Source organism: Thermaurantimonas aggregans (assembly GCF_003851885.1).
Classification (GTDB): Bacteria; Bacteroidota; Bacteroidia; order Flavobacteriales; family Schleiferiaceae; genus Thermaurantimonas; species Thermaurantimonas aggregans.
On sequence record NZ_BHZE01000002.1, the window covers coordinates 84,123 to 110,527 of the forward strand.

A 26,405-nucleotide genomic window follows, 5' to 3' on the forward strand; every position below is an offset into this window, starting at 1 on the left:
GGTGGCAGAGCAAGAAGAGTTTTTCTGTATTAAATCCGTCGAAAAAAAAAGGTCACAACTTTTACGTTGTAACCTCTTGATTTTGAGTGGGCCCAACAGGGCTTGAACCTGTGACCCCCTGATTATGAGTCAGGTGCTCTGACCAGCTGAGCTATAGGCCCTAACCGCATTATTGCATCGGGCTGCAAATATACATGCCCCGATTTATTAATCGAACTTTAAAAACCATACCTTTTTACTTGTGAATTCTTAACAGCCATAGACCAAATATCACGAGCGCACCGTTGATGAGAATCAATTCAAAGCTAAAGGTGTAGCCAAACCACACAAGACTGTTTTTCTTAAGCAAATACGTGAGCAAAGGCCCAGCAATGGCAGCAATGGGTATCCACCGATCGTTTACTTGCCAACGCGTAAACATACCTACAACATACAGCCCAAGTAGCGGCCCATAGGTAAAACCTGCAATGGTAAAAATTTCGTTGATGACGCTCTCGCTCACAAAATATTTGAAAATCACAATTAAAATCAGCATAGCTGCTGACATTGCCAGGTGAGTAAGTATGCGAATACGCCGAGTTCGCTGATTTTCTATAAGCTCTAAGCCTAGAATGTCAACCGTAAATGATGTGGTAAGAGCTGTGAGTGCACTGTCAGCACTACTGTACGCAGCCGCTATAACCCCGAGTATAAACAGAATGCCCAATATCTGTGGAGCATCGGGGCTGAAAGCCACTGCTGCAAACAGACGGTCGCCTGTGGCTTCGATTCCATGAAGGGCAGCCCAGTCGTACAGCAATACGCCGAGGGACAAAAAGATCAGATTTACAGGAAGGAGCATTACAGAAAAGAGCATCATATTTTTTTGTGCGTCTTTTAAGTTTCTGCAGGCCAGGTTTTTCTGCATCATATCTTGGTCGAGACCAGTCATTGTGATGGCGATAAACATGCCCCCCAAAAATTGCTTGACGAAGTGCCTGCCGTCAGAAAGAAAATGATCGAAAAACCAGACTTTCGAAAGCGGATTAGAATATATGTAGCCAAATAAGCTTTCATCGGACATATTGAAATCTCTCCATATAAAAGTAACTGTAGCTATGAGGGCGCCGAGCATGAAAACGGTTTGCACCACGTCAGTGTAGATGATGGTACCTATGCCCCCACGCTGTGTATACAGGTAAATCATGCCGATGCTGAGCGAAACTGTAGCCCAAAATGGCCAACCAAAGTGCTCGAATACAAGTGTGTGTAGGATTAGCGCCACTAAGTACAAGCGAAATCCGGCACCGAACAGACGGGAGAGGATAAAAAAAGATGCCCCTGTTTTGTATCCCACTGGGCCAAAGCGGACTTTCAAATATTGGTATATAGAAATCAGTTGTAGACGGTAGTAAAGAGGAAGCAAAATGGTAGCGATGATTGCATAGCCGGCCAAATAGCCGAGCACCATCTGCATGTAAGCCATGTTTTGGGTCTTCACCCAACCGGGAATGGAGATGAAAGTAACTCCCGACAAGGAGGCGCCAATCATACCCACCGAAATCATAAGCCAGTGGGCATTTCGGCCCCCGGTGAAGAAGAAAAAGTTATCTCCCCGACTCTTCTTGCGGCTGATGACAAAGAGAAGGCTGAAATAACCAAGTATAAGAGTAAGAATAAAATAAGGAAGTGACATACTAACTGATGTAAACAAAAAAACCTCTCCGAAGGGGGAGAGGTGCTCTGCACTGCTGTGCGGATGGAGGGACTCGAACCCCCACGCCTCACGGCACCAGATCCTAAGTCTGGCGCGGCTACCAATTACGCCACATCCGCATTTTTATAAAACGGCTGCAAAGCTACACAAATATTTTATACAGCAATGGAATTTTATTAACCGTTGATTTTTTTCTGTTCGCCCTTACTTTGCCGACCAAATTTTTACACGAGATGCTTAAGATAAAACCGGGAGATATCCCCGTTCCGAAGTTTCAAGGATTGCTGCAGCATGCTGTGGCACCACGACCCATCGCATTGGCCAGTACTGTAGATGCCAATGGCAATCCCAATTTGAGTCCATTTAGCTTTTTCAACGTTTTCAGTGCCAATCCTCCGATCTTGGTCTTTTCGCCTGCCCGCCGTGTGCGCAACAATACCACTAAAGACACTCTGGAAAATGTATTGGCTACCAAAGAAGTGGTAATAAATGTAGTGACGTACCCAATGGTGTATCAGACCTCGCTGGCATCATCAGAATATCCGACAGGTGTGAATGAATTTGTAAAATCGGGTTTCACGCCGATTGAGTCTGAGTTGGTCAAGCCCTTTCGGGTAAAAGAGTCCCCCGTGCAGTTCGAATGCCGGGTAAATGATGTGATTGCGCTTGGCAGTCAAGGTGGTGCAGGACATTTGGTGATTTGCGAGGTGTTACTGGTGCACGTATCACCCGACATTTTGAATGCTGAAGGCATGATCGACCAACACAAAATAGATCTGGTAGCACGGTTGGGCAAAAATTGGTATTCGCGCAACAGCGGCAGTGCACTCTTTGAGGTAGATAAGCCTCTTGAGAAGCTGGGTGTGGGTGTAGATGCAATACCTGCTGAGGCGAAGGAGTCTGGAATCTTCAGCGGCAATGACCTCGGACGACTGGGTAATGTAGAGAAGTTGCCTGAAAAAGAAGAAGTTAATGTCTTTATCGAACAGTTGAAGAAGGACAATCCCATGTATGCCAATATTGAGCAATGGAGTAAGGCTAAGCTCTTTCAGTTGGCGAAAGACTTTTTACAAGATCAAGACGGCGACCCAATGGAGTCATGGATGATCCTGCTCTACGCTGCCGAAAAGGCTTCTTAAGAAAGGTTTGATTTACATACAAATACGATAAGCCTCGGACACAGGTGGTTAGTGTACGCTCGTCTGGGGCTTTTTTGTTGATTGATTTTTGATGCCTAGCACGGTTAAATGTAAAATTTCAACCATTCTAAAAGGTTGCTAAACAGAGAATTTTGTAGGTGGGTCACGAGTATTTTAGCAATCGAATCGTCACTGGAAATGCGTTTTACAGAAGATTGTTAGGAAGTAAAGGAGGCTTTGGGCTAGAATGTAACTATGAAAAGATGAGGATGGAAGCACTGCCCGCATGAGGTAAACAGAGGACGCGCGCCAACGCGGTTGCAAAGGCGTAGCGAAGCGAAGTCACAGCATGGGAGCAAAGCGTGTACTGACGAAAACTTTTAGAATTGTCAGCATCTTCGACTCCATCAGAGTAGCCCTATCCAGGCGAAGTCAGTTATTGCTGCCTTATCTAGACAGGCTCAACGGCTGTGGTGCTTATGGCGACTTCGCCTGGAGTACGCCCAAATAAAAAAAGAAAAAAATTTAAAAATTTAGGGCTTGTTCGAGATCGGCAATGAGGTCTTCGTGGTGCTCGATGCCTATGCTCAGTCGGATCATAGAAGGTGTGATGTTGTGCAGCTGCTTATCGGCTTCGGGTACATCGCTGTGGGTCATGGTGTAGGGGTGCTGGGCAAGGGATTCGTTGGAGCCGAGACTAACGGCGAGGTGGATGAGCTTGAGGCGATTGAGAAATCGGAAGGCTTCGCTTTCACCTCTGGATATGTCGAAGGAGATCATGGCACCTGAGCCTACACACTGCCTGTGGAAGATTGATACCTGGCGCTCGCCTTGGGAGGGTAGGCCCGGATAATAAACGCGGGTGATTTTTGGGTGTTTTAAAAGCCAATCAACCACCTGAAGGGCATTTTTCTGCTGGCGCTCCATTCGGATTTTAAGGGTTTCGATGCTTCGCATCAGCAGCCAGGCGGTATTTGGACTGATCATATTGCCTAGGAAGGTGCGAAGATGTTTGATCTGCTCGAGGTCAGTATGGCTGCCGAGTACTACACCGGCTATAAGATCGCTGTGGCCGCCGAGATATTTCGTGGCTGAGTAGAGTACAATATCAGCTCCGTGTAACAAGGGGTGCTGAAATACCGGCCCGAGGTAGGTATTGTCAACGACTACTTTCACGGTGTGGCCGGAGTGCTGCTGCAGGGCATCGGCGATGCGACGCACCATATGGATGTCGAAAAGGTCGTTGGTAGGGTTAGCGGGAGTTTCAATGTAGAGCATTCGGATGTGGTCCTTGAATCCGGAAGATTCGATGAGCTCGAGAATTTCGCTTTCCTCTTGTTTTGGGTGTATGTCGAGCACTTTTACGCCGATGGAGATGAGGTAGTGGTTAATAAAGTGATGTGTGCCACCATATACCGGATTGCCATACACGATGGCATCGCCGGGCTTTAGGAAGGCAAGCATGGTAGTGGCAATGGCACTCATACCGCTTTCGAAGGCAGCAGCCTCTTCGGCTTGATCCCAAAGGCAAAGGCGCTCTTCGAGGATCTGCATGTTGGGATTGTTGAGCCGGGAGTAAATTAAGCCTGGTATTTCACCCGGCCGCGCATAGCGCTTTCCGTAGGCCAGTTCAAAAAAGGCTTTGCCCTCTTCAGCAGTTTTGAATACGAAAGTAGATGTTTGAAAGATTGGACATTTAATGGCTCCCTCGCTCCACTCAGGGTGGTAGCCATACGACATCATGAGTGACTCTGGATGCATGATGAAAAAAATTTAAACAAAATTAGAATGTTCCTAAAAATATTCGATTGAGCTTTGTTTTAATTGAAAAAATAAGCAATTTAAGCTGTAATTTTGGTAAAAAATTAGATCAAATGAGCGTTGAAAGCGACAAAAGCCTAAAAATTACCGCTAGCGACATAATGCTCTTGAAGTACTTGCAAAAAAATGCACGTGCCACCCTTAAAGAGCTAGCCGTTTATGCAGGTTACCAAAGCCCGTCGGGTGTACTGGAGCGGCTTAAAAGGCTGGAAGAACGAAACATCATTTTGGAATACGAGACCAAGCTAAACAAAAATGCGCTGGGCTATAAGGTGTCGGTGCTCACGCATGTGAAGATTAAGGAGCACTATGAGGCTGTGATTCATGATTTTGAAGATCATGTGAAGAACCTGGAGGAGGTGAAGTGGTTTTTTCATGTGACGGGCGAATACGACTACATACTTATGGTGGTTTGCCAAGACATAGAGACCTACCACAGCTTTGTAGTGAAAAAACTTTCTAAAATTCCCAACATAATGACGGTCCACTCTTCTTTTGTGCTGAAGGAAGTGGAATGTAACAGCCTTTTGTAATTCGATCATCGCTTGATGTAATGGGGTTTTTAAAAACCTGTGGAAGGTGTTCGTGTTTAATGAAGGTATTTGTTTAATAAAACATGCTGACAGTAGCCTGGAGACCTGAGTACGTGCAACCCTTGCCCGTAGGACATCGATTTCCGATGCTGAAATATGAGCTCATACCTGAGCAACTCCTTAGGGAAGGGATAATTTCGGAAAGTCAAATCTTTAGTCCGGAGCCAGCTTCTGACGAAGACATCTTGGCAGTGCATCAGAGCGACTATGTACGCAGGCTAGAGGAGTTGAAACTTACCCGGTCAGAAGAGAGGCGCATAGGGTTTCCTCATAATGAGCGCTTGGTTTTCAGAGAAAAGTGTATTTCCCAGGGAAGCATCGAAAATGCCTTGAACGCTTTGAAGTACGGATGTAGTCTCAATGTAGCCGGTGGTACGCATCACGCCTATGCCGATAGAGGAGAAGGTTTTTGTTTGCTGAACGATATCGCTATAGCTGCCTCTTATCTGCTGAGGCACCAACTTGCCAAACGGATTCTGGTGGTGGACCTCGACGTACATCAAGGAAATGGAACAGCGGCTATTTTTAGAAATGTACCTGAGGTTTACACCTTCTCAATGCATGGAGCAAACAACTATCCGCTGCACAAAGAGCTTTCGGATTGCGATATAGCCTTACCTGACGGAATAACGGACGAGCCTTATTTAAAGTTGCTTGACCATCATTTGAACGAAATTTCCGATAAATTTCAACCTGATTTTATCTTTTACCAAAGCGGAGTAGATGTTCTGGCCACTGATAAGCTAGGTAGATTGGCGCTGACAGAGCAAGGATGTGCTTGGCGCGATCGACTGGTGTTTGAATTTTGTAAAAGGCATAACCTGCCTGTAGCAGTAAGCATGGGGGGAGGATATTCCCCCAAGTTAGCCCATATTGTAAATGCACACGTCACAACTTATCGCGAGGCTGCTTGTGTTTTTGATTAGGAATTAAGTGATGAATTCTTTTTTTTCTTAAAGTTGGCTATTCGATAGAAAAACTCTAGTGCGTCGGCTTCTGAGCGAAATTCTTTAGAAACTGAAAAGACAGGTAGTCCAAGGATTTTTTTGTTGACATTAACTACAAAAAGCTTTTCGCTTATTTTTACTAAGGTGATCTTTTTTTGAAAGGAATTGTACTCTTTAATAAGGGGATATGTCAGATTTTGAAAAGAATCCATAAACAAAAAATCCGCTACAAAGTAGCGGATTTCGTATTAAAAAGATGTGAAGTTTACATTCTTTTTTCTTTAATTCTAGCAGCTTTACCCATGCGCTGGCGCTGGTAGAAGATTCTGGCACGGCGTACTTTACCGCGCTTGTTCACCTCGATAGAAGAGATTGAAGGCGCATTGATGGGGAAAATTCTCTCAACGCCGATTTCGCCACTCATCTTGCGGATTGTAAACGTTTCAGTAGCACCTGAACCTCTGCGCTGAATCACTACTCCCTTGAAGGATTGCGGACGAGTCTTGTCACCTTCTTTGATCATGTAGGTAACAGTGATGGTGTCACCTGCTTTGAAGTCAGGCCACTTTTTTTGCTCGATGTACTTTTCTTGTACGTACTTGATTAAGTCCATTGTTTTTCATTTAAACGTTAACCGATATCAACGTACACAATTTTTGCCAGAGGTTGAGTATCAGTGAGTTGTAGAAACTTTAGTTCTTTTTTTTCGGCTTGCAAGTATAAGGCGATTTTTTTTGAAAATAAATATTAAATATGAAAAAGATCTAGATGGTTAGTTTAAAATTTTGCGAACGAAAAACGTATCTTGAAATTCTGAGCTTGTGGCAAATTGCGGGGCTCCACTCCACCGACCAGGTATGCGATGAATCAAACTGAGTTGAGCGCTGTGTAAGAGTTTTTGAATTTCTTCAAGATCATAGGCGACGTTTGCTTCGGGTACATCTTCGCTCATGATGTAGCATTTGTGATGCCGATGCGGAAAGCGAATTTCGGCCGAATTCATGTAAGGCCGATTGTGATCGTCAATGCAGAAAAAAGTTAACATAGCTCTGCCGCCAGGAGCAAGTGTGCGTGAAATTTCTTTAAGGTAATGTGCCACCTCGTCGTGAAGCATGTGGGTGAAGACAGATGTGGCCACTGCGATGTCAAATCGGTCGTTTTGATAGGGAAATCGGATTGAAGTGCTTGGAGTATGGGTGTTGAGATTGTAAAGATGATTTCGTGCAGGCAAGTGGGTAAAAGTGAAATTTGGATATTTGGAAGAGATGTTTTTCTGACACCACTTAATGCCAATTTCCACTATATCAAAGCCTTCATAGCTGCCATCAGCAGAGAGCACATCTGTGAGGGCTACAGCCAGGCGACCTATACCTGAACCGATGTCTAAAACCTTAGACGTCGATGTGAGTTCAGCGTGTGTCTTGAGCAAATGCACAAAATGTCGACCTGTTTCTATGAAATCTCCTCTTCCGGTGAAGATCATACCTCGTGGTGGCTGCAAAGGATGTCTTTTTCCTGAAATGCGGTCGAAAATATCCAAAGGAAAATACACCAATCTGCGAACTAAAAGGCGATGTTCTGGCCTGAGAGAATAATAAATTTTTCTCAATAAATTACTCATTTTACATTAGATAGTTTTTTTATTTTCCTTCACCTTTTAACACGTGAATTAATGTAAGAAAAAGAATTTTGATATCCAGAGTTAAACTCCAATTTTCAATATACCATACGTCGTTTTCAAGCCGCTCATTAAAGTGTTTATCATCAATTATTTCTCCACGTAATCCACGTACCTGAGCTAATCCGGTGATGCCAGGTTTTATCCAATGTCGCACCATAAAACGAGCACTTTTTTGTTTAAAGATTTCAATATCGTTTAAGTGGTAGGGGCGCGGTCCAATAAGTGACATATCACCTTTCAAAACATTTAAAAATTGTGGCCATTCATCAATGCTGTATTTGCGAAGAAAGGCGCAAATTTTTGGCATTTTATTGTTGTCTATTGTTCTAAATTTATAAAGTGTAAAAATTTTTCCGGTTTGTCCAAATCTTTTTTGAGTGTAAATGGGCGATTTTTTCCATACAAAGTAAAGTAATGTATAAACCAGAAGAAATGGTATAAATAGAAATATGACGATTAGTAAAGTGATCAGGAGGTCCATGCCTCTTTTTAAGGCGCGATTAAATGGCGATGACAAAGGCTCATCGCGCATTTTCAGTACATTTAATCGGCCTATTTGCGTGACTAAAGCTGAAAGCGAAATGGCAGAAATTTCGTGTAGTGAGATATAATGTTCTACAAACATTCGGTCACACCATGTTTGTACTGATGTCAGGGTTTTTCCATCTCTGTAAGTACTTATCACTGCCGAAATTTTTTCGGTAGTTTTGCTGAATAAAAATTCTTCTGGATCTTCGGTTTTTATTTCAATAATTTCTGTAAAATGAGGCAATGATGAACGCAATAAATTAGCTATTTCTGAAACTGTATAGTCATTTCCAATTACCAAGTAATTAGCAGTATAAAGATCTTTAAAGTATCTTTTGTAAAAAAGTGATATCAGCAAGATAAAAAGATTGCCAATAAACAATAATAAAATAAAAAATATCAAGGCAAAAATACGCGAGTAATAATAGCCTTTAAGGCTGACTAGTAATAATGAATAAAGTAAAATAAGTATAAACCATCTTCTGTTAAAAGTATCAGAAATGGATGTAAAGTTGGTGCCAGTATTTCTTCTATTTGTATAGAAGTACAAAGCAATCCAAACTGCATGAAGTAGAACGTACAACTGTAGGTAGTAGTCGTAATAAATGTTTTCGAGAGGTGTAGAATCGTCAAATCGCAGAAAGATGGCCGTAAAAAAGGAAATGTTTAGCGCAGCTATTTCAACAATTAGAAAAAATGCAGGTGAGATTTTTTTAAAAGATACTACAGTCATTTGTGCAATTGGTCCTTCTCGATCGCTGTTAGAGAGTTCTCTGCGCGAAGTAGCAGTAAAATGAGGAGTTTTAAAAGAATTTTATTGATAAGTCCAAATTATAAACATTTTGCACAAGAAATTCAAGTTTACTTCAGTTTAAATTGAGAGAATATATTATCAAATAGTTATATAACATTATGGTATACAGAATATTACAATGAGTTCGATTTCGATTTTAATTATTCTAGTCAATGTCAGAAATGGTTTCCTTAGCCCATCAAAAAACAAAGTTTAAAGAGGCATTTGTGCTTCAGGAGTGTTGCCAACACCTTCCTTTCCAAGTAATTTACTGACTGGTATGGCATAAAGGTCATCAACTGGTAAAGCATCCAGATGGTTAACAGCTGCTTTAAAATCTTCATGCAGCCAAATGTCGATGTCTTCAGCTTCCATAATAACGGGCATTCGTGGTTCTACTGTGTTGTGAATCGATTGCATAAAAGTATTGGCCTGGCGAGTCAAGATGCTTACGCTGAGCGCATAAGGAAGTGTTTCAGGCGCATTTTCAAAAATGCCTGCCACAAGCATCGGTCGATGATCGCTGTGTCGAATAAAATGGGGTTGTTTTATTTTGTTAAGTTGTTGATATTCAAAAAAACCGTCTAATAAGACAATACATCGATTGTTTATTGAATTTCGAAAGGAGGGTTTTTCACTCAAAGTTTCAATTCGCGCATTGAGCGTATTGTTGATGATTTTCTTTTGCTGCTCGATAGTTCGTGCCCATTTAGGTATAAGTCCCCAAAAGGCAGGAATGATTGAAAATGGAGAAATGTTTTTAATTAAAACAGGGAGCCCCGGATGATCAAATCCATACTTAAACCAACCAACTCCGAGTGAGGTTTTTGTCTGATCGAGTTGATTAAAAAAGGTAGGCTGGGAGTCAGACGTAACACCCAGCCTGCGGGCATACACTTCGTTTTTATGTGTCAGATAACTAACGGAATAGCACATCAATAAGCCTTTAACAACTTAAAAACCTTCTCGACACCGTCGAGTTCAATACGCAGCATGTAGGGGGCAGCTGGCAAATACACTGTTCGAGACCATTCAGGTTGAGAAAAATCCTGTAATTGAAAGATGGTTTTGCCCAATAGATCATACAGAGAGATCCGAACGGGTGCACCTCCCGGAGGCATGCCATAGACAAAGAGCTTATCGCCTGAAAATCCTGCCTGAAGGCGATCGGGGTCAAAGTCATCGATGCTGATGCTTGCGCAAGTGAGTGAATCACAAGCTCCGAAACACACAATTGGCAACGTGGTGTCGTTTGTGGGTACTGTGAGAAATCTGTTTCCGAACTGCGTGCAGCTGCCGGTGATTAGTTCTTGAGTAGTGAAAGAGCTTCCATTCGAAAACTTGTACAGTATCAAAGCACCTGTGTCAATCGGAATGGTAATTCTATAAATGTTTGGCTGAATTTGCGTCAATTTGTATTGACTGTAATTCCACTGATTGAATGTACCAGCTACGTGTACCCCTTCAGGCGAAACATTTTTACCTTTCATGTTTACTTGGAAAGTAACATCAGATGTTGATGGAGCAGGCGGAGGGGCTGGACAGGGATTACAACTGCCAAAGCAGACAGCCGGCAACACTGTATCGTTAACAGGCACTACGACAAAGCGGTTGGCCGGAGTGCCGATGCCACAGGCAGCAGGTACAGTCTCATCATTGCCCCAGGCGTTGCCGTTGATGAACTTGTACTGAACGGTATCGCCTTCGTTGAGCGCTGTGGTGTACGTCCAGAAACCGCTGGCAGAGTCGAAGGTCATCGGCGTAGCCGCAGGATTCCAACCCTGGAAGTTGCCAGCGATGTGCACTCCGGCAGGTGAAGCAGGCGTAGAGCCGAGGTTAACGCGGAAGGTTACCAGACTTGTAGGAGCCGGAGGCGGAGGGGCTGGACAGGGATTACAACTGCCAAAGCAGACAGCCGGCAACACTGTATCGTTAACAGGCACTACGACAAAGCGGTTGGCCGGAGTGCCGATGCCACAGGCAGCAGGTACAGTCTCATCATTGCCCCAGGCGTTGCCGTTGATGAACTTGTACTGAACGGTATCGCCTTCGTTGAGCGCTGTGGTGTACGTCCAGAAACCGCTGGCAGAGTCGAAGGTCATCGGCGTAGCCGCAGGATTCCAACCCTGGAAGTTGCCAGCGATGTGCACTCCGGCAGGCGAAGCAGGCGTAGAGCCGAGGTTAACGCGGAAGGTCACCAGACTTGTAGGAGCCGGAGGCGGAGGGGCTGGACAGGGATTACAGCTGCCAAAGCAGACAGCCGGCAAGATGGTATCGTTCTGCGGAACAGTCAGCGTTCGATTGGCGAAAGGTCCTGAAGCACAAGGTCCGGAGAGGGATTCGTAGGTAGAGCCGTTCAGGAATTTGTATTCAAGAGACGTATTTGGACTCAATACTAATTGAATATAATAGGCTCCATTGAGTGAATCAAAGGTCATTGGCAACGATGAGGTGGACCAATTGTTAAAGGTACCCGAAAGAAAAACTCCTTGAGGAGCCGGGGTAGTTGTGCCCAAAGAAACTCTAAAAGTTACCAAAACACCTGATTCACAGCTATCACAGGAGCCAAAACAGGTAATCGGTAAAATGGTATCGCTATCTGGAATGACAATTTGGCGCTGTTGAATTTGATTGATACAACAACCTGAAGAGATGTTTTCACCTATGCCATTAATTAAATAGGTGTAAGAAATTCTTTTTCCACACGAAGCTTGTAATTCGTACTGATAAATGCCGCCTCCTAAATGAAGCATTGGCTGCCCATTCTGGCCAAATACGCTCCCTGTAATTCGTACATCAGCATTTGATGGAATTCCGTTTGGGATACGAAGTCGAAAGAACGCGTTTATGGATTGAGAAACAATGCTTTGTGAAAATACAAAAAGAGATAAAAAAAGAAAATAAAAATTTTTCATATATAGAAAGTGTAGATTTTACACTTTCAAAAGTACAATAAATTGTTAGTCTTCTTTTAAAATTTTGTGAAGTAGGCGAGAATGTCAATTAAAAATCCCGTTGACTTTCGGTCAACGGGATACACCAAGCAATGTTAGAGAAAAATGTCTTAGTTATTGAGTGTAAGTTTTTTCTTTAAATCTTCCACATATCCTTTAAATTTTTTATCAGTATCCATTAGGTTCGCAACGGTTTTACAGGCATGGAGTACAGTAGCGTGGTCTTTGTTGCCACATTGGGCACCAATACTTGCCAGAGAGTTCTTCGTCAGCATTTTGGCAAAGTACATGCTGAGTTGTCGGGCTTGCACTACTTCGCGTTTTCTGGTTTTTGACTTCATTACATCAATAGGTAGGTCGAAGTAGTCACATACCACTTTTTGGATGTAATCGATGGATAGTTCGCGAGTGATGTTTTTCACGAACTTATCGATCATCTGGCGAGCCAGGTCGATGGTGATTTGTTTTTTGTTTAAGGAGGCTTGAGCCAGCAGCGATATTAAGGCGCCTTCCAGTTCGCGTATGTTGGTATTAATGCTGTAAGCCAAATATTCGATAACATCTCGTGGCATCTCGATGCCATCTTTGTACAGCTTGCTTTCCAAAATAGCTATACGTGATTCTAAATCAGGCATTTGAAGATCGGCAGACAGCCCCCATTTGAAGCGAGATAACAATCTTTGCTCTATTCCTTGAAGATCAACAGGCGATCTGTCAGAGGTTAAAATGATTTGTTTATTGTTTTGGTGTAGATGGTTGAAAATTTCGAAGAACACGTCCTGAGTCTTGATTTTACCAGCAAGGTTGTGAATATCGTCGATGATCAGCACATCGATCATTCGGTAGAAGTGCACAAAATCATTGGTGGAATTGTTTCGGGTAGATTCGTAAAACTGTTGAGCAAAGGTGTCACAGCGCACATACAGAACAGTTTTGTCAGGATAATTCTCTTTGATTTCTATGCCAATAGCATTGGCTAAATGCGTTTTGCCTAAGCCTGTTGCGCCGTAAATAAGCAGGGGATTAAAAGAAGTGCCTCCTGGCTTTTTTGCTACAGCAAACCCAGCCGATCTCGCTAAGCGATTAAAATCACCTTCTATGTAGTTGTCAAAATTGTAGTTCGGATTTAATTGAGAGTCAACATGAACTTTTCTAAGGCCCGGAATAACGAAAGGATTTTTTACCCCGTGTGCACTGATCTCCGCCGGGATGTTAACTTTTTGTTCTTTTACTGGACCTCTTTGATTAGAAGGTAAATTGATACTTGCCGGATTTTGATTTCCGTAAGTATTTTCCATAATTATTGAGTACACCAGCTTTGCATTTTCTCCAAGTTCTCTGGTGATGGCAGAGCGTATTAAAGGCAGGTAATGCTCTTCAAGCCATTCGTAAAAAAACTTGGACGGCACCTGTATTGTTAGTACATTATCCCGGAGTTTCAGCGGTCGAATTGGCAAAAACCAAGTTTTGAAATTTTGTGGCGTTATGTTGTCTTTTATGTAGTTAAGACATGCATCCCACACTTTTTCCGGGTTTTTTTCCATAGCGAGGTGATTTTAAATTCTTTAAAAAAATTTTAAAGACTTTTCCAAAATTGGAGGGCAAAAATGTGGACAACATTTTTAATAAAAAACTCTTTTTTGGGTTTTTTTATTTGTTTTTTATTCATAACTTGCAAAAGTAAACAGCTTAACAATTCCTTAATTTAAAAATTTAAAATACTGAAAAACAATAATATGTATCAGTATAAAACGAAAGTTAGGGTGCGCTATGGTGAAACAGACCGCATGGGGTATGTCTATTATGGCTATTATCCACTCTACTATGAAGTAGGCCGAGTAGAAGCATTAAGAAATTTAGATATTTCTTACAAGAAATTGGAAGAGAATGGTATATTAATGCCGGTCTTATCCCTACAAATCAAATACATAAGACCAGCTTTTTATGACGACTTATTAACAATAAAAACCGAGATCCGAGAAATGCCCGCCAGTCGAATAACCTTCCATCACGAAATCTTCAACGAAGCCGAAACTTTGCTCAACATCGGTACGGTAGAACTGGTGTTTTTGAACGCAGCGACCGGAAAGCCAGTTCGATGTCCTGAAAATGTAATACAAGAATTACAGAAATATTTTTAAAAAATCTTATAAAAATTTCATTCAACCACTTCTTTGCCGTTTTCATACCTTCGCGTCCCGATAAATTCTTTTTTGTTGAAGGTTGCAATATTTGGCATAAGTATCCCTACCGACGGCAGCACTTATGTTCAGCATTTATTGAATGTGCTAAGTGCTGCTAACGTTGCATATTCTTTGTATTTGCCGCTCGTCACAGTTCTCAAGGAACAGAACATTTCTTTTACAGCTATTGATGTATTTGAGAATGAAGAGGATTTGTATTTAAAAAATCCGGATTTTCTGATTTGTTTAGGGGGAGATGGCACCATATTAGAAGCCTCAACGCTCACTGCAGGTACTGGAATACCTGTAATGGGGATTAATCTTGGGCGTCTTGGCTTTCTTTCCAATGTCTCGAGAAACGACATAGACCTGGCTATATCCATGCTTTGCCAGGGAAGGTTCACCGTTTCAGAGCGGTCGATGCTCTCTCTGCGCAATTCTTCGAGTCCTTTGGGTGCTGACTTTCTCGCTCTTAATGAGGTGACCGTAAGCAGAAAAGATTCTGCCTCTATGATCACCATTCATGCGTGGATTGATGATCAATTCTTAGCTAGCTATTGGGCTGATGGGCTCATCATCAGTACTCCTACCGGCAGTACGGGGTATAATTTAAGTTGCGGGGGGCCTATTGTTTCGCCTGCGAGTGGTGTAATGATAATTACTCCGATAGCACCTCATAATTTAAATGTACGTCCTGTTGTAATATCTGACAGCAGCCAGATTCGCCTTCAAATCGAAGCACGGGAGAAATACTTTTTAGTGGCAACGGATTCTAAGACTCAAAACATAGAATGCGGAAAAGACCTATTGATTCAAAAAGCTAAAGTTACTTTTTCGTTGGTTCAATTAGAGGGATATCCATACTATAAAATTCTGAGAGAAAAGCTTTATTGGGGGGCTGATAAAAGAAATTGACACGTACAAATTGAAATAAAAAGACAGTACATGCGTTTAAAAAACGAAATCAAACAGGTGCAAGTTAAATATATATTTTTTTTTCTGCTTTTTGCTGAGCGCGTCATTGGCCAATTTATTGGTGCCGGCATTTCCGGAGGTGCTTCTCATTTTATCGGCGATGTAGGAAACTACGGCATTCACATGCCACAGGGGTACAATTTGGGATTAGCAGCTATTTACGCACTGAATCCACATTATTCCATTGAAGCGGGGGGATTTTATGGTGTAGTGGCCAATGACGACGCCCTTAGCTCGATTGATTGGCGTAAAAATCGAAATTTGAGTTTTCGATCTTTAGTTTATGAAGCGCACGGGCGAGTGAATTTTAACTTTTTTCCGGTGACTAATCGCACAGGTGAAAACCACAGTCCATATATCTTTCTGGGTTACGGTCTTTTTGCATTTTATCCTGAGGCATGGTATCAAAATCGATGGGTGAAGCTAAGGCCCTTGGGAACTGAAGGACAAGGCACCCGATTGAGCGACAAGGGAATCTATCCGGAAACAAGCAGCTTTATACTCTTTGGATTAGGTTATACAATTACAATTTCTCAAATTGTAAATTTCTACTTCGAAACAGGATTTCGACGTACCGACACAGATTATTTAGACGATGTAAGCGGCTACTATGTAGATGCCGCCGAGCTGGCAGAAATTCGAGGGCCTGTGGCAGCTACTCTCAGCAATCGATCGATCGTGCGGTACGATACTACCGATCGTCTACGAGGAAATCCCACAAACAATGATTGGTACGTATTTACGAATTTTAAAATAATATTCAAACTATCTTCGTCGCGCGAAAAATGCAGAACCGGTTGGTAACAAACTCAGATAACGCTGCTCTTAATCAGGCAACTATAGAAATAGACCTCACTCGACTGCCCAAACACATTGCTATAATTATGGATGGCAATGGCCGTTGGGCTCGGGCTAAAGGATATATTCGTTCACTCGGTCATGAAAACGGCGTCGATGCTCTTCGCAGAATAGCCACAGCCTCAGCTGAGTTGGGTATCGAATATCTTACGGTGTACGCCTTCAGCACTGAAAATTGGAAACGCCCGAAAACTGAGGTAAAAGCGCTGATGTCGATCTTAGTAAAAGCCTTGCGCAAAGAGCTTTCTACGTTGCTGGATAACAACATTCGCCTACAAGCGATTGGAGACATCTTGTTACTGCCTGAAGACATTCAAAAACAGCTTAAAGAGGTCATAGCCCTTACTGCTAAAGGTTCTCGCATGGCTTTAACGCTAGCACTCAGTTATTCATCTAAAGAAGAAATTCTGCGTGCTACTCGATTGCTGGCCGAAGACGTGCGAAAAGGGCTTTTGCTGCCTGAAAACATTACCGAACAAGTCTTTGAAAACTATCTATATACACGTGGAATGCCTCACCCAGACCTGCTCATTCGCACCAGTGGTGAATATCGAATAAGCAACTACCTGCTTTGGCAACTAGCCTACACTGAGCTGTATTTTTCGCCCAAGCTTTGGCCTGATTTTACAAAGGAGGATTTGCTACTGGCCATTGCTGAGTATCAAAAGCGCGAAAGAAGGTTTGGTTTAATTTCAGAACAACTCAATGAAAATTCTTAAAATACCAGCCCTTTATACTGTTTTGCTTTTGTCTTTATATATCGTTTTACCTAGTCAAATACACGGCCAGGTTCAAAACACTGTGGAGGTTACCGAGGGGCTTGAGTACGAAATCGGAGGGATAACCCTAGCAGGCGCTCAGCATTTAGATTATAACTTGGTTTTGCTCATTTCAGGGCTCAACGTAGGAGATCGTATTGTTTTTCCCAGCGATAAAATTACTCGCGCTATCAAAAACCTTTGGAAGCAAAAGCTCTTTGAAGACATTCAAATCTATGTGACTGGAAAAAGTGGTCGAATTATTTACCTTGAAATCTATCTAAAAGATCTTCCTCGACTTAGTAAATATTACATTACTGGAGTAAAAAAAAGCCGTCGCGACGAATTGCGCGACGAAATCAAATTGAACCGCGGAAACATCGTAACGGATAACCTTATAATTACAGCAAAAAACAAAATATTAAAATATTACGAAGACAAAGGCTATTTCGATGCTGAAGTAGAAGTAGTAACCGAAAGAGATACTGCTGAAAACAATGCATTAATCTTAGGTTTTCGCATTAAAGAAGGGGAAAGAATAAAAATCAAAGAAATTGAATTTATCGGAAATAAAAACATCAGCGATGCCAAGCTTAGAAAGGCTATGAAAGAAACCAAACGCCATCGCTGGTACAATATTTTTCGCACTTCGAAATACATCGATGAAAAATTTAGAGAAGACCTCGAAAAAGTAATTGATAAGTATCAGGAAAACGGCTATCGAGATGCTCGAATACTTAAAGATTCCATTTACCGAATACCCGGAGACAATTTTATTAACCTCTACATCACCATCGAAGAAGGCAATAAATTTTACTTCAGAAACATTACTTGGATTGGGAATACAAAATATCCGGATGAGGTTTTGAATGCTGTTCTGAAAATTAAAAAAGGAGACCCCTACGATGCTAAGCGACTCAGCGAACGCCTATATGCCGACCCCAACGGCAACGACGTAAACTCGTTGTACATGGACAATGGATACCTCTTTTTTAACCTTACTCCCGTAGAGGTATTAATCGAAAATGACTCCATCGATTTGGAAATGCGTATCCGCGAAGGCAGGCAAGCTACCATTAACAGAGTAACTGTAAACGGTAACGATCGCACAAACGATCACGTAATCATGCGCGAAGTGCGCACTCGCCCCGGCGATCTTTTCCGCAAGAGCGACATTCAACGCACCATGCGCGAGCTATCGCAGCTCGGATTTTTCGACCCACAACAGCTCAATGTTAATCCCGTTCCCAATCCTGAAACCGGTACTGTGGACATCGAATACACCGTGGTAGAACGCAGTACCAGTCAGCTCGAGCTGCAAGGAGGTTGGGGTGGTGGCTTGGGTATCGTGGGTACTCTTGGCTTGAGCTTCAACAACTTTTCAGCGCGTAATATTTTTAACAAAAAAGCATGGGCCCCTCTACCCTCTGGCGATGGGCAAACGCTTAATCTCAGAGCACAGAGCACCGGCCGATTCTTTCAGAATTATTCCATCTCTTTTACAGAACCTTGGTTAGGAGGTAAAAAGCCTAATTCGCTAACCATTTCTGGATATCATTCTGTACAAAATTTCGGTGGAAGAAGGATCGGCGACCCACTTCGTCAGGCTCTAAACATCACTGGGCTTACGGTAGGTCTTGGCAAGCGCCTTCGCTGGCCTGATGATTATTTTACTCTATATCAGGCTTTAGAATTTCAGCACTACAGACTCGACAACTTCGAGTTGGGTATCCCCAATTTCAGAAACGGATTTTCAAATAACTTTTCATATCGCTTCGTTTTAACGAGAAATAATACCGATGTACCCATCTTTCCCACACGCGGTTCAAACACTATATTTACCCTTAAGCTTACTCCTCCATACTCCCTACTCACCGGAAGAGACTACAGCGATGCCACACCACAAGACAAATATTATTTGCTTGAATACTACAAGTTTAAATTTAACACAACATGGTATACTGAGATCTATAAAAACATTGTTATCTCATCACATGCCGAAATGGGATTCATGGGTACGTACAACCGTGTAATTGGCCTTTCGCCCTTCGAAAGGTTCTTCGTGGGTGGTGATGGTATTCAAAACTTTATCCTTGACGGCCGCGAAATCATTGGCTTAAGGGGATATCCTAACAATTCCATAGTGCCTGGTGCAACTTCTACCGGCCAACAAAGTCAATTGGGAAATGGTGGAGTTCTTTATTCAAAATACACGGCTGAGTTGCGTTTCTTGATTTCGCCTAATCCCAATGCCCAAATATGGCCTCTTCTCTTTGTAGAGGCTGGAAACAATTTTGGTTCGTTTAGAGAGTATCGCCCCTTTCAGCTTTACAGAAGCACGGGTGCTGGTATTCGAATTTTTATGCCCATGTTCGGGCTCCTTGGCATAGATGTTGGCTACGGTTTTGACCCTGTACCGGGATTTTCGGCTCCCTCAGGGTGGCGTACGCACTTCATTATTGGTCAGCAATTCTAATGAGAGTAACTTCGCCTGCAGAAAGTATGAAGGTGTTTCCGCGCATTTTAGCTATCTTGATTTTTACTGTATTTAGCACTGTGCTAAATGCGCAAAACCAACGCATTGCCATTGTCGATACCGAGTACATCTTAAAAAAAGTACCCGAATACAACCAGGCGCAAATAGAGCTTGACAGACTATCCTCACAATTTGAAGGAGAGGTTGAGGCGTTAAAAAGCGAATTGCTGGCTCTACAACGCGCGTTGAATGCTGAAAAGGTGCTCCTAACCGATGAAATGATAAAGGAGCGTGAGGAAGTGATCGCTAAAAAAGAAAAACAGATTTACGAAACACAAAGAAAGTATTTTGGACCTGAAGGCGAGCTGTTTAAAAAGCGAAAAAGCTTAGTAAAACCGATACAAGATCAAGTGTATAATGCTATTCAGGAGGTGAGTCGCCAGAAACGCATTGACCTCGTAATAGATAAGGCTAATTCGCTGTCTATCCTTTATGTTAGTGATAAAATGGACATAAGCGACGATGTACTAAACAAATTAGGATATCGCTAATGACGAAAATTATAAACCTCTAATACCATAAACTATGCTTAGAAAAACCCTGCTTGCAGCTGTAATTACCTTGATTACCACTGCTGGGGCCTATGCCCAGAAATTTGCTCATCTCGATTTTACTGAATTGGTGCGCACCATGCCTGAGTATAAACAAGCTCAGGAAGAAATGGAAAAAATGCGCAAAGAAATGGAAGACGAACTCCTCGAGCTACAAAACGAACTGCGTGAAAAAGCCCAAAAATTTGAGAAAGAAGCTTCAGGCTATACTGAATTAGTACGCCAAAGAAAAATTCGAGAACTGCAAGAGATGCAGCAAAAAATCCAGGAGTATGCCGAAGAAAACCAGGAAAATCTCGCTCGTCGCCAGCAAGAACTTCTGCAGCCCCTCACTCAAAAGGCACAAAAAGCTATTGAAGAAGTAGCTACAAAAAACGGATATACTTACGTATTCGACTCAAGCCAGGGCAATGGCCTGCTCTTCTTTAAAAACGGCGAAGACATTATTGCACTTGTAAAGAAGCAATTAGAATCTATGCCTCCGATCGATATGAAGTCGAGCAAAGGAACAACTGAAGCTCCTAAACCAAATTCTCAAACACCAGCGCCTGCTCAGCAGCAACAAACCTCTCCTGCAAAAGACAAGAAAAAATAATTTTAAAAAAGTTAGTTTGTTAAAAAAGCCTCCAGTAATCGGGGGCTTTTTTATTTTTGTAATTCAACCTATGAAGATGGACAAAGGCGAGTACAATTTTGATAAACTGTTTGAAGTGTTGAGCAAAGAGAGTTGGCCGCAGGTATATTATTTTAAATTCATTGTGAGAGCTGACAACCATCTTATTGCTAGAGTTCAAAGTCTGTTCAATTCAAACGAAGCCAACATTAGCATGCGTCGTTCGGCTAAGGGAAACTATGTGACCATTTCAGCTAAAGAGATGATGCTCACCGCTGAAAGTGTAGTGGAGCGCTACAAGAAAGCTTCAGAAATAGAGGGCATTATTGCTCTTTGATGCATTTTAGTTGAAATGTTTCACCCTCCACTTCTCCGTTCAGGCGATACTATTTATATCACAGCGCCTGCCAGGGCATTTCCAATCGACGAGGTTCAATATGCAATTCACACGATTGAAAAATTTGGCTTTAAGGCAATCGTAGGCAATACGATAGGTGCCTCGTACCATCAATGGTCGGCTACTGATAGTAAACGTGCTGCAGATGTTCAAACTGCTTTGAACAATCCTGAGGTAAAAGCCCTGTTTATGGCTCGGGGCGGATATGGATGCGTACGAATCATCGATGAGGTAGATTTTTCACCCTTACAAAAACACCCCAAGTGGATGGTGGGATTCAGTGATGTTACTGTTTTCCACGCTCATTTGTGGTCGAATTTCCGTTTAGCCAGTTTGCACGCTCCGATGATTATTAACTTTAAAGAAAACACCGAAGAAAGCATCCAATCCATCTTCCATCAGCTCACAACGGGTGTGGGGAGTCTCAACGGTGCTGAAGGATTGCCAGGTTATGCCCGAGGGCCATTAGTTGGCGGCAATTTATCGGTGTTATACTCTCTGCTGGGCTCCAGGTCGTTTCCCGATTTACAAGGTGTTATTCTGATGTTAGAAGACCTAGATGAATATCTGTATCACATAGATCGCATGCTGTTTGCCCTTAAGCGAGCGGGGGTTTTAGAGGGTTTGGCGGGCTTGGTTATTGGTTCTTTCACAAAAATGCACGACAATCAGGTGCCTTTTGGCTACACAGTACGGGAGATCTTTCTGCATCACTTTGCAAACAGAGGCATTCCGTTGGCTTTTGGGGCAAATATTGGACATCACACCGATCAGCGGGCATTTATTCACGGTGCTGATGCCGTTTTGGAAGTAGATTCGACAGGCAATTGGCAATTACAATGGCAACTCACTTAGAAACGGGTCGAGGGGGAGAACAGCTGGCTGCCGAATTTTTGGAACAAAAAGGCCATCAGATTCTGGAGCGTAATTGGCGATGGGATAAGGCAGAGATCGATATCATTTCGAGAGATGGCGATTTCCTGGTCTTCACTGAGGTAAAAACCCGCTCAGGGTATCCTGTACCTGAGGCTTATGAAACGCTCGATGAGCATAAAATGGCTCATTATGCCGATGCTGCTGAGGCTTATCTGGAATGGAAAGACTTGGATTTAGAAGTGCGTTTTGACTTCATCGTGGTGTGGTTAATTCCTTATCGCGATCCCCTAATCCGTCATTTTCCATTTGCCTTTAATCCTTGAGTTTCTGAAAATGTTTTAACTGACAGGTTTTAAAAAAGCGTTTTAAAAAGAAATTACAGCCCTGATAATGATATTCCACAAGCTCCTTGAGGTAGATAGTGCCTTACTTTTGCAATGCTTCAATGCTTTTGTAAATGACCATACACATTACTCCATCGCATACCATTGATTTTAAGCTGATTTATGATGTTTATTTTCATAAAAACTCAAAAATTACTCTATCACCAGAAGTACTTGACCACGTAAAGAGTACACGAGAGCGCTTTGAAAATCTTTTACATTCATCACATTCGCCCGTGTATGGTGTTAATACAGGCTTCGGATCTCTGTGCAATGTAAAAATTGATGAAAGCCAGCTTGCGGAACTTCAGAAAAACATTGTGATGTCGCATGCTTGTGGCACAGGGAGTTATGCTGGCGATGAGGTGGTGCGGTTGATGCTTTTTTTTAAAATTGCGTCGCTCGTTCGCGGTTACAGCGCTATTTCGGTCGATACCCTTAATGCACTGACGGAATTTTTCAATCGTTCAGTACTGCCATATGTGCCTAAACAGGGCTCTCTCGGAGCAAGTGGCGACCTTGCTCCGTTAGCACACTTGTCTTTGCCCCTATTAGGGTTGGGATACGTGGCTGTATCAGGCGAGAAGATGCCTACCTCACAATGCACGGCACTCGAAGGTATGCAACTGCCCGTACAGCTGCGTTCTAAAGAAGGCCTTGCCCTGCTCAATGGCACACAATACATGTCGGCTTCTCTGGCAGCAGCACTCATCAGAGCCTTTAGACTGCATCAGCTGGCCAGTTGGATTTCAGCTCTTTCTCTAGAGGCATTTTTGGGTCGGCGCGAACCTTTTGATCCGCTCATTCATTCAGTTAGACCACATGCCGGTCAGCAAAAAGTAGCTGAATTTATGTACAGGCACTTGATCGATAGCGAATTACATACAGTAGAGCGCTCCTGGGTTCAGGATCCATATTCTTTCCGTTGTATTCCTCAGGTACATGGGGCATCGCTCGATACTTTGAATTACACACTGCAAGTGTTGCTCACCGAAGTGAATTCTGTGACAGACAATCCCCTGTACTTTCACGAAGACGATGTCATCTTATCCGGTGGAAACTTTCACGGACAGTCACTGGCTTATGTAGCTGATTTTGCCGCAATTGCTGTTCACGAATTGGCCAACATTTCAGAAAGGCGGATGTATCTACTACTGTCGGGTCAAAGGGGGTTACCGCCCTTCTTGGTAATGAATCCCGGACTGAACAGTGGATTAATGATCGCACAATACAGTGCGGCAGCGCTTGTAAGTGCCTCCAAACAGCTGTGTTCCCCGGCTTCCATTGACAGTATTCCCTCCTCCAATGGCCAAGAAGACCACGTAAGCATGGGGGCGAATGCTGTAAATAAATTGCACGATGTGCTCGATTTGACAGAAAAAGTACTTGCTATCGAACTTCTTCACGCTTCTCAAGCTTTGTACTTCAGAAAAGGTAAGTTAAATGCGTCGCTGGAGGAATTTTTATCACTTTTCAGAGATACTGTACCTGTGCTAGAAAACGACCGCGAATTGCACAATGACATCGAAGCAGCCATTCAGTTTGTAAAAAACCTACCGGTATCTTTTGACGCCATCAATCAATGGATAGAATGACGGGAGGTAGTCATTTAATCGTCGGTTCGGGCAATGCCGCGCGTTTCGTATTGAAACTGCTGGATGTCCTTTTTAACAGTGATTTTAAGGCAATGCTCGTTTCACGCTCGCCTGACACATGCAGTGTAAAGTTTAAGGAATGGAAGAATGTCACTATATCGAATCACCAATTCCATACAGACACTTATGATGCCATTTGGCTTGCTGTGCCTGATGCATTTATTTCGTCTTATGCGCAATCATTAAAAGCCGATGCCAGAAGGTGGATTCATCTATCGGGAGCCACCTCGCTCGAAGCTCTTGAACCCCATGCTGATAAAGGTTTAGTGATTTGGCCCATAATCTCATTAGCCTCGGCCTACGACATTCGTCAGGTTCCCTTTGCAATTGAGACTGCCACTCATGACGACTTCGTAGAAGTACTCAAATTGAAATTTACAAATGTTATCGAAATGCCCTACGAAAAGCGTCTTGCTGCCCATATGGCTGCTGTGGTGAGCAATAATTTTGCTCATCACCTGCACGCATTGCTCGAGGAGGAGCTCATTCAGCAAGGAATTTCACGACAATTCCTGAAGCCTATTATCGAACAGACCTTTCAGCGCATTTTGGCTGGTGATTTAAAGGGCAGTCAGACAGGTCCGGCGCGAAGAGGCGATTTGCCAACCATCGAAAAACACCTCAAAACCATCAAAAGCGAAAAACTATTGCTCCTATACAAAACGTTAACCCAAAGTATTCAAAAATATTATGCCACTGAACTACAAGCAAATACTACCGGAAATAACGACCTTCGTGTTTGATATAGATGGAGTACTGACGGATGGACGCATACACGTGTTGCCTGATGGACGTGCAGTGCGAAATATGACTACCCACGACAGTTTCGCTATTCAATTAGCGATAAAAAAAGGCTTGCGCGTGGCGATCATCAGCGGGGGCTCCGGTTTAGGAATTTCTGAAATTCTTCGCCATCTAGGTGTAGTTGATCTTTATCTGAATGCTGCATACAAAATTGAGGCGTACGAAGACCTAAAAGCATGCTACGGACTCAGCGATAGCGAAATTTGCTACATGGGCGACGACCTCCCTGATTATGAGGTGATGAGCCGTGTTCGACTTGCTGTGTGCCCACACGATGCAGCACCGGAGATTCGCGCCATCTCGCACTACGTATCGCCTAAAACGGGTGGTAATGGCTGTGTGCGCGACATTCTTGAGCAGACCCTGAGAGTAAGAGGCTGGTGGAACGATGTACATTCGCGTTCATGGTAGCCACTTTTTTTGATTATCTCAAGCTCGTTCGCTGGAAGAATTTGCTCCTGGCAGCATTCATTCAGCTCTTTTTAAGATACGGTTTTTACATTCCGTTTGGTATGGATCCCGCGCTCGACCATTGGCAATTTGCGTCAGGTGTTTTTGCTACCATGCTGCTAATGGCCGCGGGATATATAATCAATGATATTTATGATGTAGAATCGGATAAAATAAATAAACCAGACCGGCTGATTGTACAGAATAAAGTTTCTGAAAAAAATGCATGGATACTCTATTATCTATTCAATGCGATCGGGCTAATTATTTCCTTTTCTTTATCGTTAATTATTAATCGATTTAAGTACTTTTCAATTCCTGTTATCACCGTAGTTTTACTTTTTTTATATGCTACTGATTTTAAACGGAAGCCCTTTATCGGAAATCTCATCATTTCTCTCCTTGCAGCGCTCAGTATTATTACTGTTCTTTTCTTCGATATAATGCCCTTAATTTCAATGCCTTCTACATCGATAGAATTGCGTTACTTCGTGCTGATTGTTCATGTATTTATTGCTGTTTTTGCTTTTCTGACCACCCTTGTCCGCGAGCTGATAAAAACTTTGGAAGATATTACCGGAGATAGACAAGCTGGATATGTAACTTTACCACTGAAAATAGGAGAAAAAAACACTGTAATTCTTTCAATATTCGCATTAACTAGCCTTATTGCTTTCTCGCTTTTTTCGGTAGTAAAAGTGAATATGATCTATCTGTATATTTATTCTGCGATGTTTTTGCTTATACCCTGGTTGATCGTCTTCTATTTATTGATTTCCAATAAAGAAAAAAAGTATAAAATGGCTCAGCAGTGGATGAAAATATCTATGTTTACGGGTATTTTATCGCTGTTAGTATTGCAAATTTGAAGGTCTTTGTAAAGAATGAAGGTAATAAAATGTTCAAATTGTAAACAGTGGACAGATAACGATAAAAAACATTGTCTCTTTTGTGGGTTCGAACACCATAAACAGCAGAAAATCGAACGCGAACATTTAAAAAAACCTCTTGATGCGGGCTTTCCTTTTATTAAAATTCAGCAGACTGATCCGATTTTTATAAAAGCTGGAAAAGGTGTGGTGCTCTTTTTCCAAATCATCGTCTATGGTATTGTTTCATTGATTATGTATTTAGCCTCATCAGTAGTACATTAATGATTCAGGTTTGTGCTTAATTTGCTTAAAAAATATCTTTCTATTTTAGGTAAAAAGGAA

27 protein-coding genes and 2 tRNA genes are annotated in these 26,405 nt (G+C 42.5%); 19 read left to right on the forward strand and 10 right to left on the reverse strand.

The window, feature by feature from the left end:
• Positions 1 to 87: 87 nt before the first annotated feature.
• The 3 genes from EIP89_RS01305 to EIP89_RS01315 form a co-directional block, all read right to left on the reverse strand.
• Positions 88 to 161, reverse strand: a tRNA-Ile gene (locus EIP89_RS01305).
• A 74-nt stretch (positions 162 to 235) separates the two neighbouring features.
• Entirely contained in the window at positions 236 to 1,675 is a 1,440-nt protein-coding gene (locus EIP89_RS01310) for a sodium:solute symporter (protein WP_124396856.1), read from the reverse strand.
• A 58-nt stretch (positions 1,676 to 1,733) separates the two neighbouring features.
• A tRNA-Leu gene (locus EIP89_RS01315) sits at positions 1,734 to 1,815 on the reverse strand.
• Between the two features lie 114 nt (positions 1,816 to 1,929).
• On the opposite strand from EIP89_RS01315, the gene EIP89_RS01320 reads away from it, so the two are divergent.
• Positions 1,930 to 2,835 (forward strand): flavin reductase family protein, encoded by a 906-nt coding sequence (locus EIP89_RS01320; protein ID WP_124396857.1) that lies wholly within the window; start codon positions 1,930 to 1,932, stop codon positions 2,833 to 2,835.
• A 349-nt stretch (positions 2,836 to 3,184) separates the two neighbouring features.
• Entirely contained in the window at positions 3,185 to 3,346 is a 162-nt protein-coding gene (locus EIP89_RS11430) for a hypothetical protein (RefSeq protein ID WP_160160476.1), read from the forward strand.
• Positions 3,347 to 3,360: 14 nt separating this feature from the next.
• On the opposite strand, the gene EIP89_RS01325 is transcribed toward EIP89_RS11430, so the two are convergent.
• Positions 3,361 to 4,596: a cystathionine gamma-synthase family protein gene (locus EIP89_RS01325; protein WP_124396858.1), complete on the reverse strand. Its 1,236-nt coding sequence runs from the start codon at positions 4,594 to 4,596 to the stop codon at positions 3,361 to 3,363.
• A gap of 113 nt (positions 4,597 to 4,709) precedes the next feature.
• Here EIP89_RS01325 and EIP89_RS01330 point away from each other — a divergent pair, with 113 nt between their 5' ends.
• The gene (locus EIP89_RS01330) at positions 4,710 to 5,189 is read left to right on the forward strand and encodes an Lrp/AsnC family transcriptional regulator (RefSeq protein ID WP_124396859.1); all 480 of its coding nucleotides are present in this window, start codon (positions 4,710 to 4,712) and stop codon (positions 5,187 to 5,189) included.
• Positions 5,190 to 5,272: 83 nt separating this feature from the next.
• Positions 5,273 to 6,175, forward strand: a complete 903-nt coding sequence (locus tag EIP89_RS01335) for a histone deacetylase family protein (protein WP_124396860.1) — start codon at positions 5,273 to 5,275, stop codon at positions 6,173 to 6,175.
• 286 nt (positions 6,176 to 6,461) lie between these two features.
• Here EIP89_RS01335 and rplS read toward each other — a convergent pair whose 3' ends face one another.
• From rplS to dnaA, 6 genes are all read right to left on the reverse strand, one after another.
• Positions 6,462 to 6,809 carry a 50S ribosomal protein L19 gene (gene rplS / locus EIP89_RS01340; protein WP_124396861.1) on the reverse strand — a complete coding sequence of 116 codons (348 nt, stop codon included), beginning with the start codon at positions 6,807 to 6,809 and terminating at the stop codon, positions 6,462 to 6,464.
• A 159-nt stretch (positions 6,810 to 6,968) separates the two neighbouring features.
• The gene (locus EIP89_RS01345) at positions 6,969 to 7,805 is read right to left on the reverse strand and encodes a class I SAM-dependent methyltransferase (protein ID WP_160160477.1); all 837 of its coding nucleotides are present in this window, start codon (positions 7,803 to 7,805) and stop codon (positions 6,969 to 6,971) included.
• 31 nt (positions 7,806 to 7,836) lie between these two features.
• Positions 7,837 to 9,138, reverse strand: a complete 1,302-nt coding sequence (locus EIP89_RS11615; RefSeq protein ID WP_245966074.1) for a sugar transferase — start codon at positions 9,136 to 9,138, stop codon at positions 7,837 to 7,839.
• A gap of 273 nt (positions 9,139 to 9,411) precedes the next feature.
• Positions 9,412 to 10,134 (reverse strand): SOS response-associated peptidase, encoded by a 723-nt coding sequence (locus EIP89_RS01355; RefSeq protein WP_124396863.1) that lies wholly within the window; start codon positions 10,132 to 10,134, stop codon positions 9,412 to 9,414.
• Positions 10,134 to 12,113: an early set domain-containing protein gene (locus tag EIP89_RS01360; protein WP_124396864.1), complete on the reverse strand. Its 1,980-nt coding sequence runs from the start codon at positions 12,111 to 12,113 to the stop codon at positions 10,134 to 10,136. Before EIP89_RS01360 ends, EIP89_RS01355 begins: the two co-directional genes overlap by 1 nt.
• A gap of 149 nt (positions 12,114 to 12,262) precedes the next feature.
• Positions 12,263 to 13,696: a chromosomal replication initiator protein DnaA gene (gene dnaA, locus EIP89_RS01365; RefSeq protein WP_124396865.1), complete on the reverse strand. Its 1,434-nt coding sequence runs from the start codon at positions 13,694 to 13,696 to the stop codon at positions 12,263 to 12,265.
• Positions 13,697 to 13,888: 192 nt separating this feature from the next.
• On the opposite strand from dnaA, the gene EIP89_RS01370 reads away from it, so the two are divergent.
• The 15 genes from EIP89_RS01370 (at position 13,889) to EIP89_RS01440 (ending at position 26,345) form a co-directional block, all read left to right on the forward strand.
• The gene (locus tag EIP89_RS01370; protein ID WP_124396866.1) at positions 13,889 to 14,293 is read left to right on the forward strand and encodes an acyl-CoA thioesterase; all 405 of its coding nucleotides are present in this window, start codon (positions 13,889 to 13,891) and stop codon (positions 14,291 to 14,293) included.
• Between the two features lie 75 nt (positions 14,294 to 14,368).
• Positions 14,369 to 15,250, forward strand: a complete 882-nt coding sequence (locus tag EIP89_RS01375; protein ID WP_160160478.1) for an NAD kinase — start codon at positions 14,369 to 14,371, stop codon at positions 15,248 to 15,250.
• A gap of 30 nt (positions 15,251 to 15,280) precedes the next feature.
• A complete protein-coding gene (locus tag EIP89_RS01380; protein ID WP_124396868.1) occupies positions 15,281 to 16,114 on the forward strand; it encodes a DUF6089 family protein in 834 nt (277 codons plus the stop codon).
• On the forward strand, positions 16,096 to 16,887 hold the full coding sequence (gene uppS / locus EIP89_RS01385) for an undecaprenyl pyrophosphate synthase (RefSeq protein WP_124396869.1): 792 nt from the start codon (positions 16,096 to 16,098) through the stop codon (positions 16,885 to 16,887). Before EIP89_RS01380 ends, uppS begins: the two co-directional genes overlap by 19 nt.
• Positions 16,874 to 19,402, forward strand: a complete 2,529-nt coding sequence (bamA, locus tag EIP89_RS01390) for an outer membrane protein assembly factor BamA (protein ID WP_124396870.1) — start codon at positions 16,874 to 16,876, stop codon at positions 19,400 to 19,402. The genes uppS and bamA overlap by 14 nt, the downstream gene beginning before the upstream one ends.
• Positions 19,402 to 19,953 carry an OmpH/Skp family outer membrane protein gene (locus tag EIP89_RS01395; RefSeq protein WP_245966075.1) on the forward strand — a complete coding sequence of 184 codons (552 nt, stop codon included), beginning with the start codon at positions 19,402 to 19,404 and terminating at the stop codon, positions 19,951 to 19,953. Before bamA ends, EIP89_RS01395 begins: the two co-directional genes overlap by 1 nt.
• 34 nt (positions 19,954 to 19,987) lie before the next feature.
• Positions 19,988 to 20,608 carry an OmpH/Skp family outer membrane protein gene (locus tag EIP89_RS01400; RefSeq protein WP_124396871.1) on the forward strand — a complete coding sequence of 207 codons (621 nt, stop codon included), beginning with the start codon at positions 19,988 to 19,990 and terminating at the stop codon, positions 20,606 to 20,608.
• Between the two features lie 76 nt (positions 20,609 to 20,684).
• Positions 20,685 to 20,963, forward strand: a complete 279-nt coding sequence (locus tag EIP89_RS01405; RefSeq protein ID WP_218019306.1) for a DUF493 family protein — start codon at positions 20,685 to 20,687, stop codon at positions 20,961 to 20,963.
• Positions 20,964 to 20,978: 15 nt separating this feature from the next.
• Complete coding sequence (locus tag EIP89_RS01410; protein WP_124396873.1) at positions 20,979 to 21,878, forward strand: S66 peptidase family protein; 900 nt, start codon at positions 20,979 to 20,981, stop codon at positions 21,876 to 21,878.
• Positions 21,863 to 22,222, forward strand: a complete 360-nt coding sequence (locus tag EIP89_RS01415; protein ID WP_124396874.1) for a YraN family protein — start codon at positions 21,863 to 21,865, stop codon at positions 22,220 to 22,222. The genes EIP89_RS01410 and EIP89_RS01415 overlap by 16 nt, the downstream gene beginning before the upstream one ends.
• Positions 22,223 to 22,356: 134 nt before the next feature.
• Entirely contained in the window at positions 22,357 to 23,877 is a 1,521-nt protein-coding gene (gene hutH / locus EIP89_RS01420; RefSeq protein ID WP_124396875.1) for a histidine ammonia-lyase, read from the forward strand.
• Complete coding sequence (locus EIP89_RS01425; RefSeq protein WP_160160479.1) at positions 23,874 to 24,680, forward strand: DUF2520 domain-containing protein; 807 nt, start codon at positions 23,874 to 23,876, stop codon at positions 24,678 to 24,680. Before hutH ends, EIP89_RS01425 begins: the two co-directional genes overlap by 4 nt.
• Positions 24,628 to 25,152 carry a KdsC family phosphatase gene (locus EIP89_RS01430; protein ID WP_124396877.1) on the forward strand — a complete coding sequence of 175 codons (525 nt, stop codon included), beginning with the start codon at positions 24,628 to 24,630 and terminating at the stop codon, positions 25,150 to 25,152. The genes EIP89_RS01425 and EIP89_RS01430 overlap by 53 nt, the downstream gene beginning before the upstream one ends.
• A complete protein-coding gene (locus tag EIP89_RS01435) occupies positions 25,146 to 26,060 on the forward strand; it encodes a geranylgeranylglycerol-phosphate geranylgeranyltransferase (protein ID WP_124396878.1) in 915 nt (304 codons plus the stop codon). Before EIP89_RS01430 ends, EIP89_RS01435 begins: the two co-directional genes overlap by 7 nt.
• Before the next feature lie 15 nt (positions 26,061 to 26,075).
• Positions 26,076 to 26,345, forward strand: coding sequence for a hypothetical protein (locus EIP89_RS01440; RefSeq protein ID WP_124396879.1), 270 nt, complete (start codon positions 26,076 to 26,078; stop codon positions 26,343 to 26,345).
• The last annotated feature ends 60 nt before the right edge of the window (positions 26,346 to 26,405 follow it).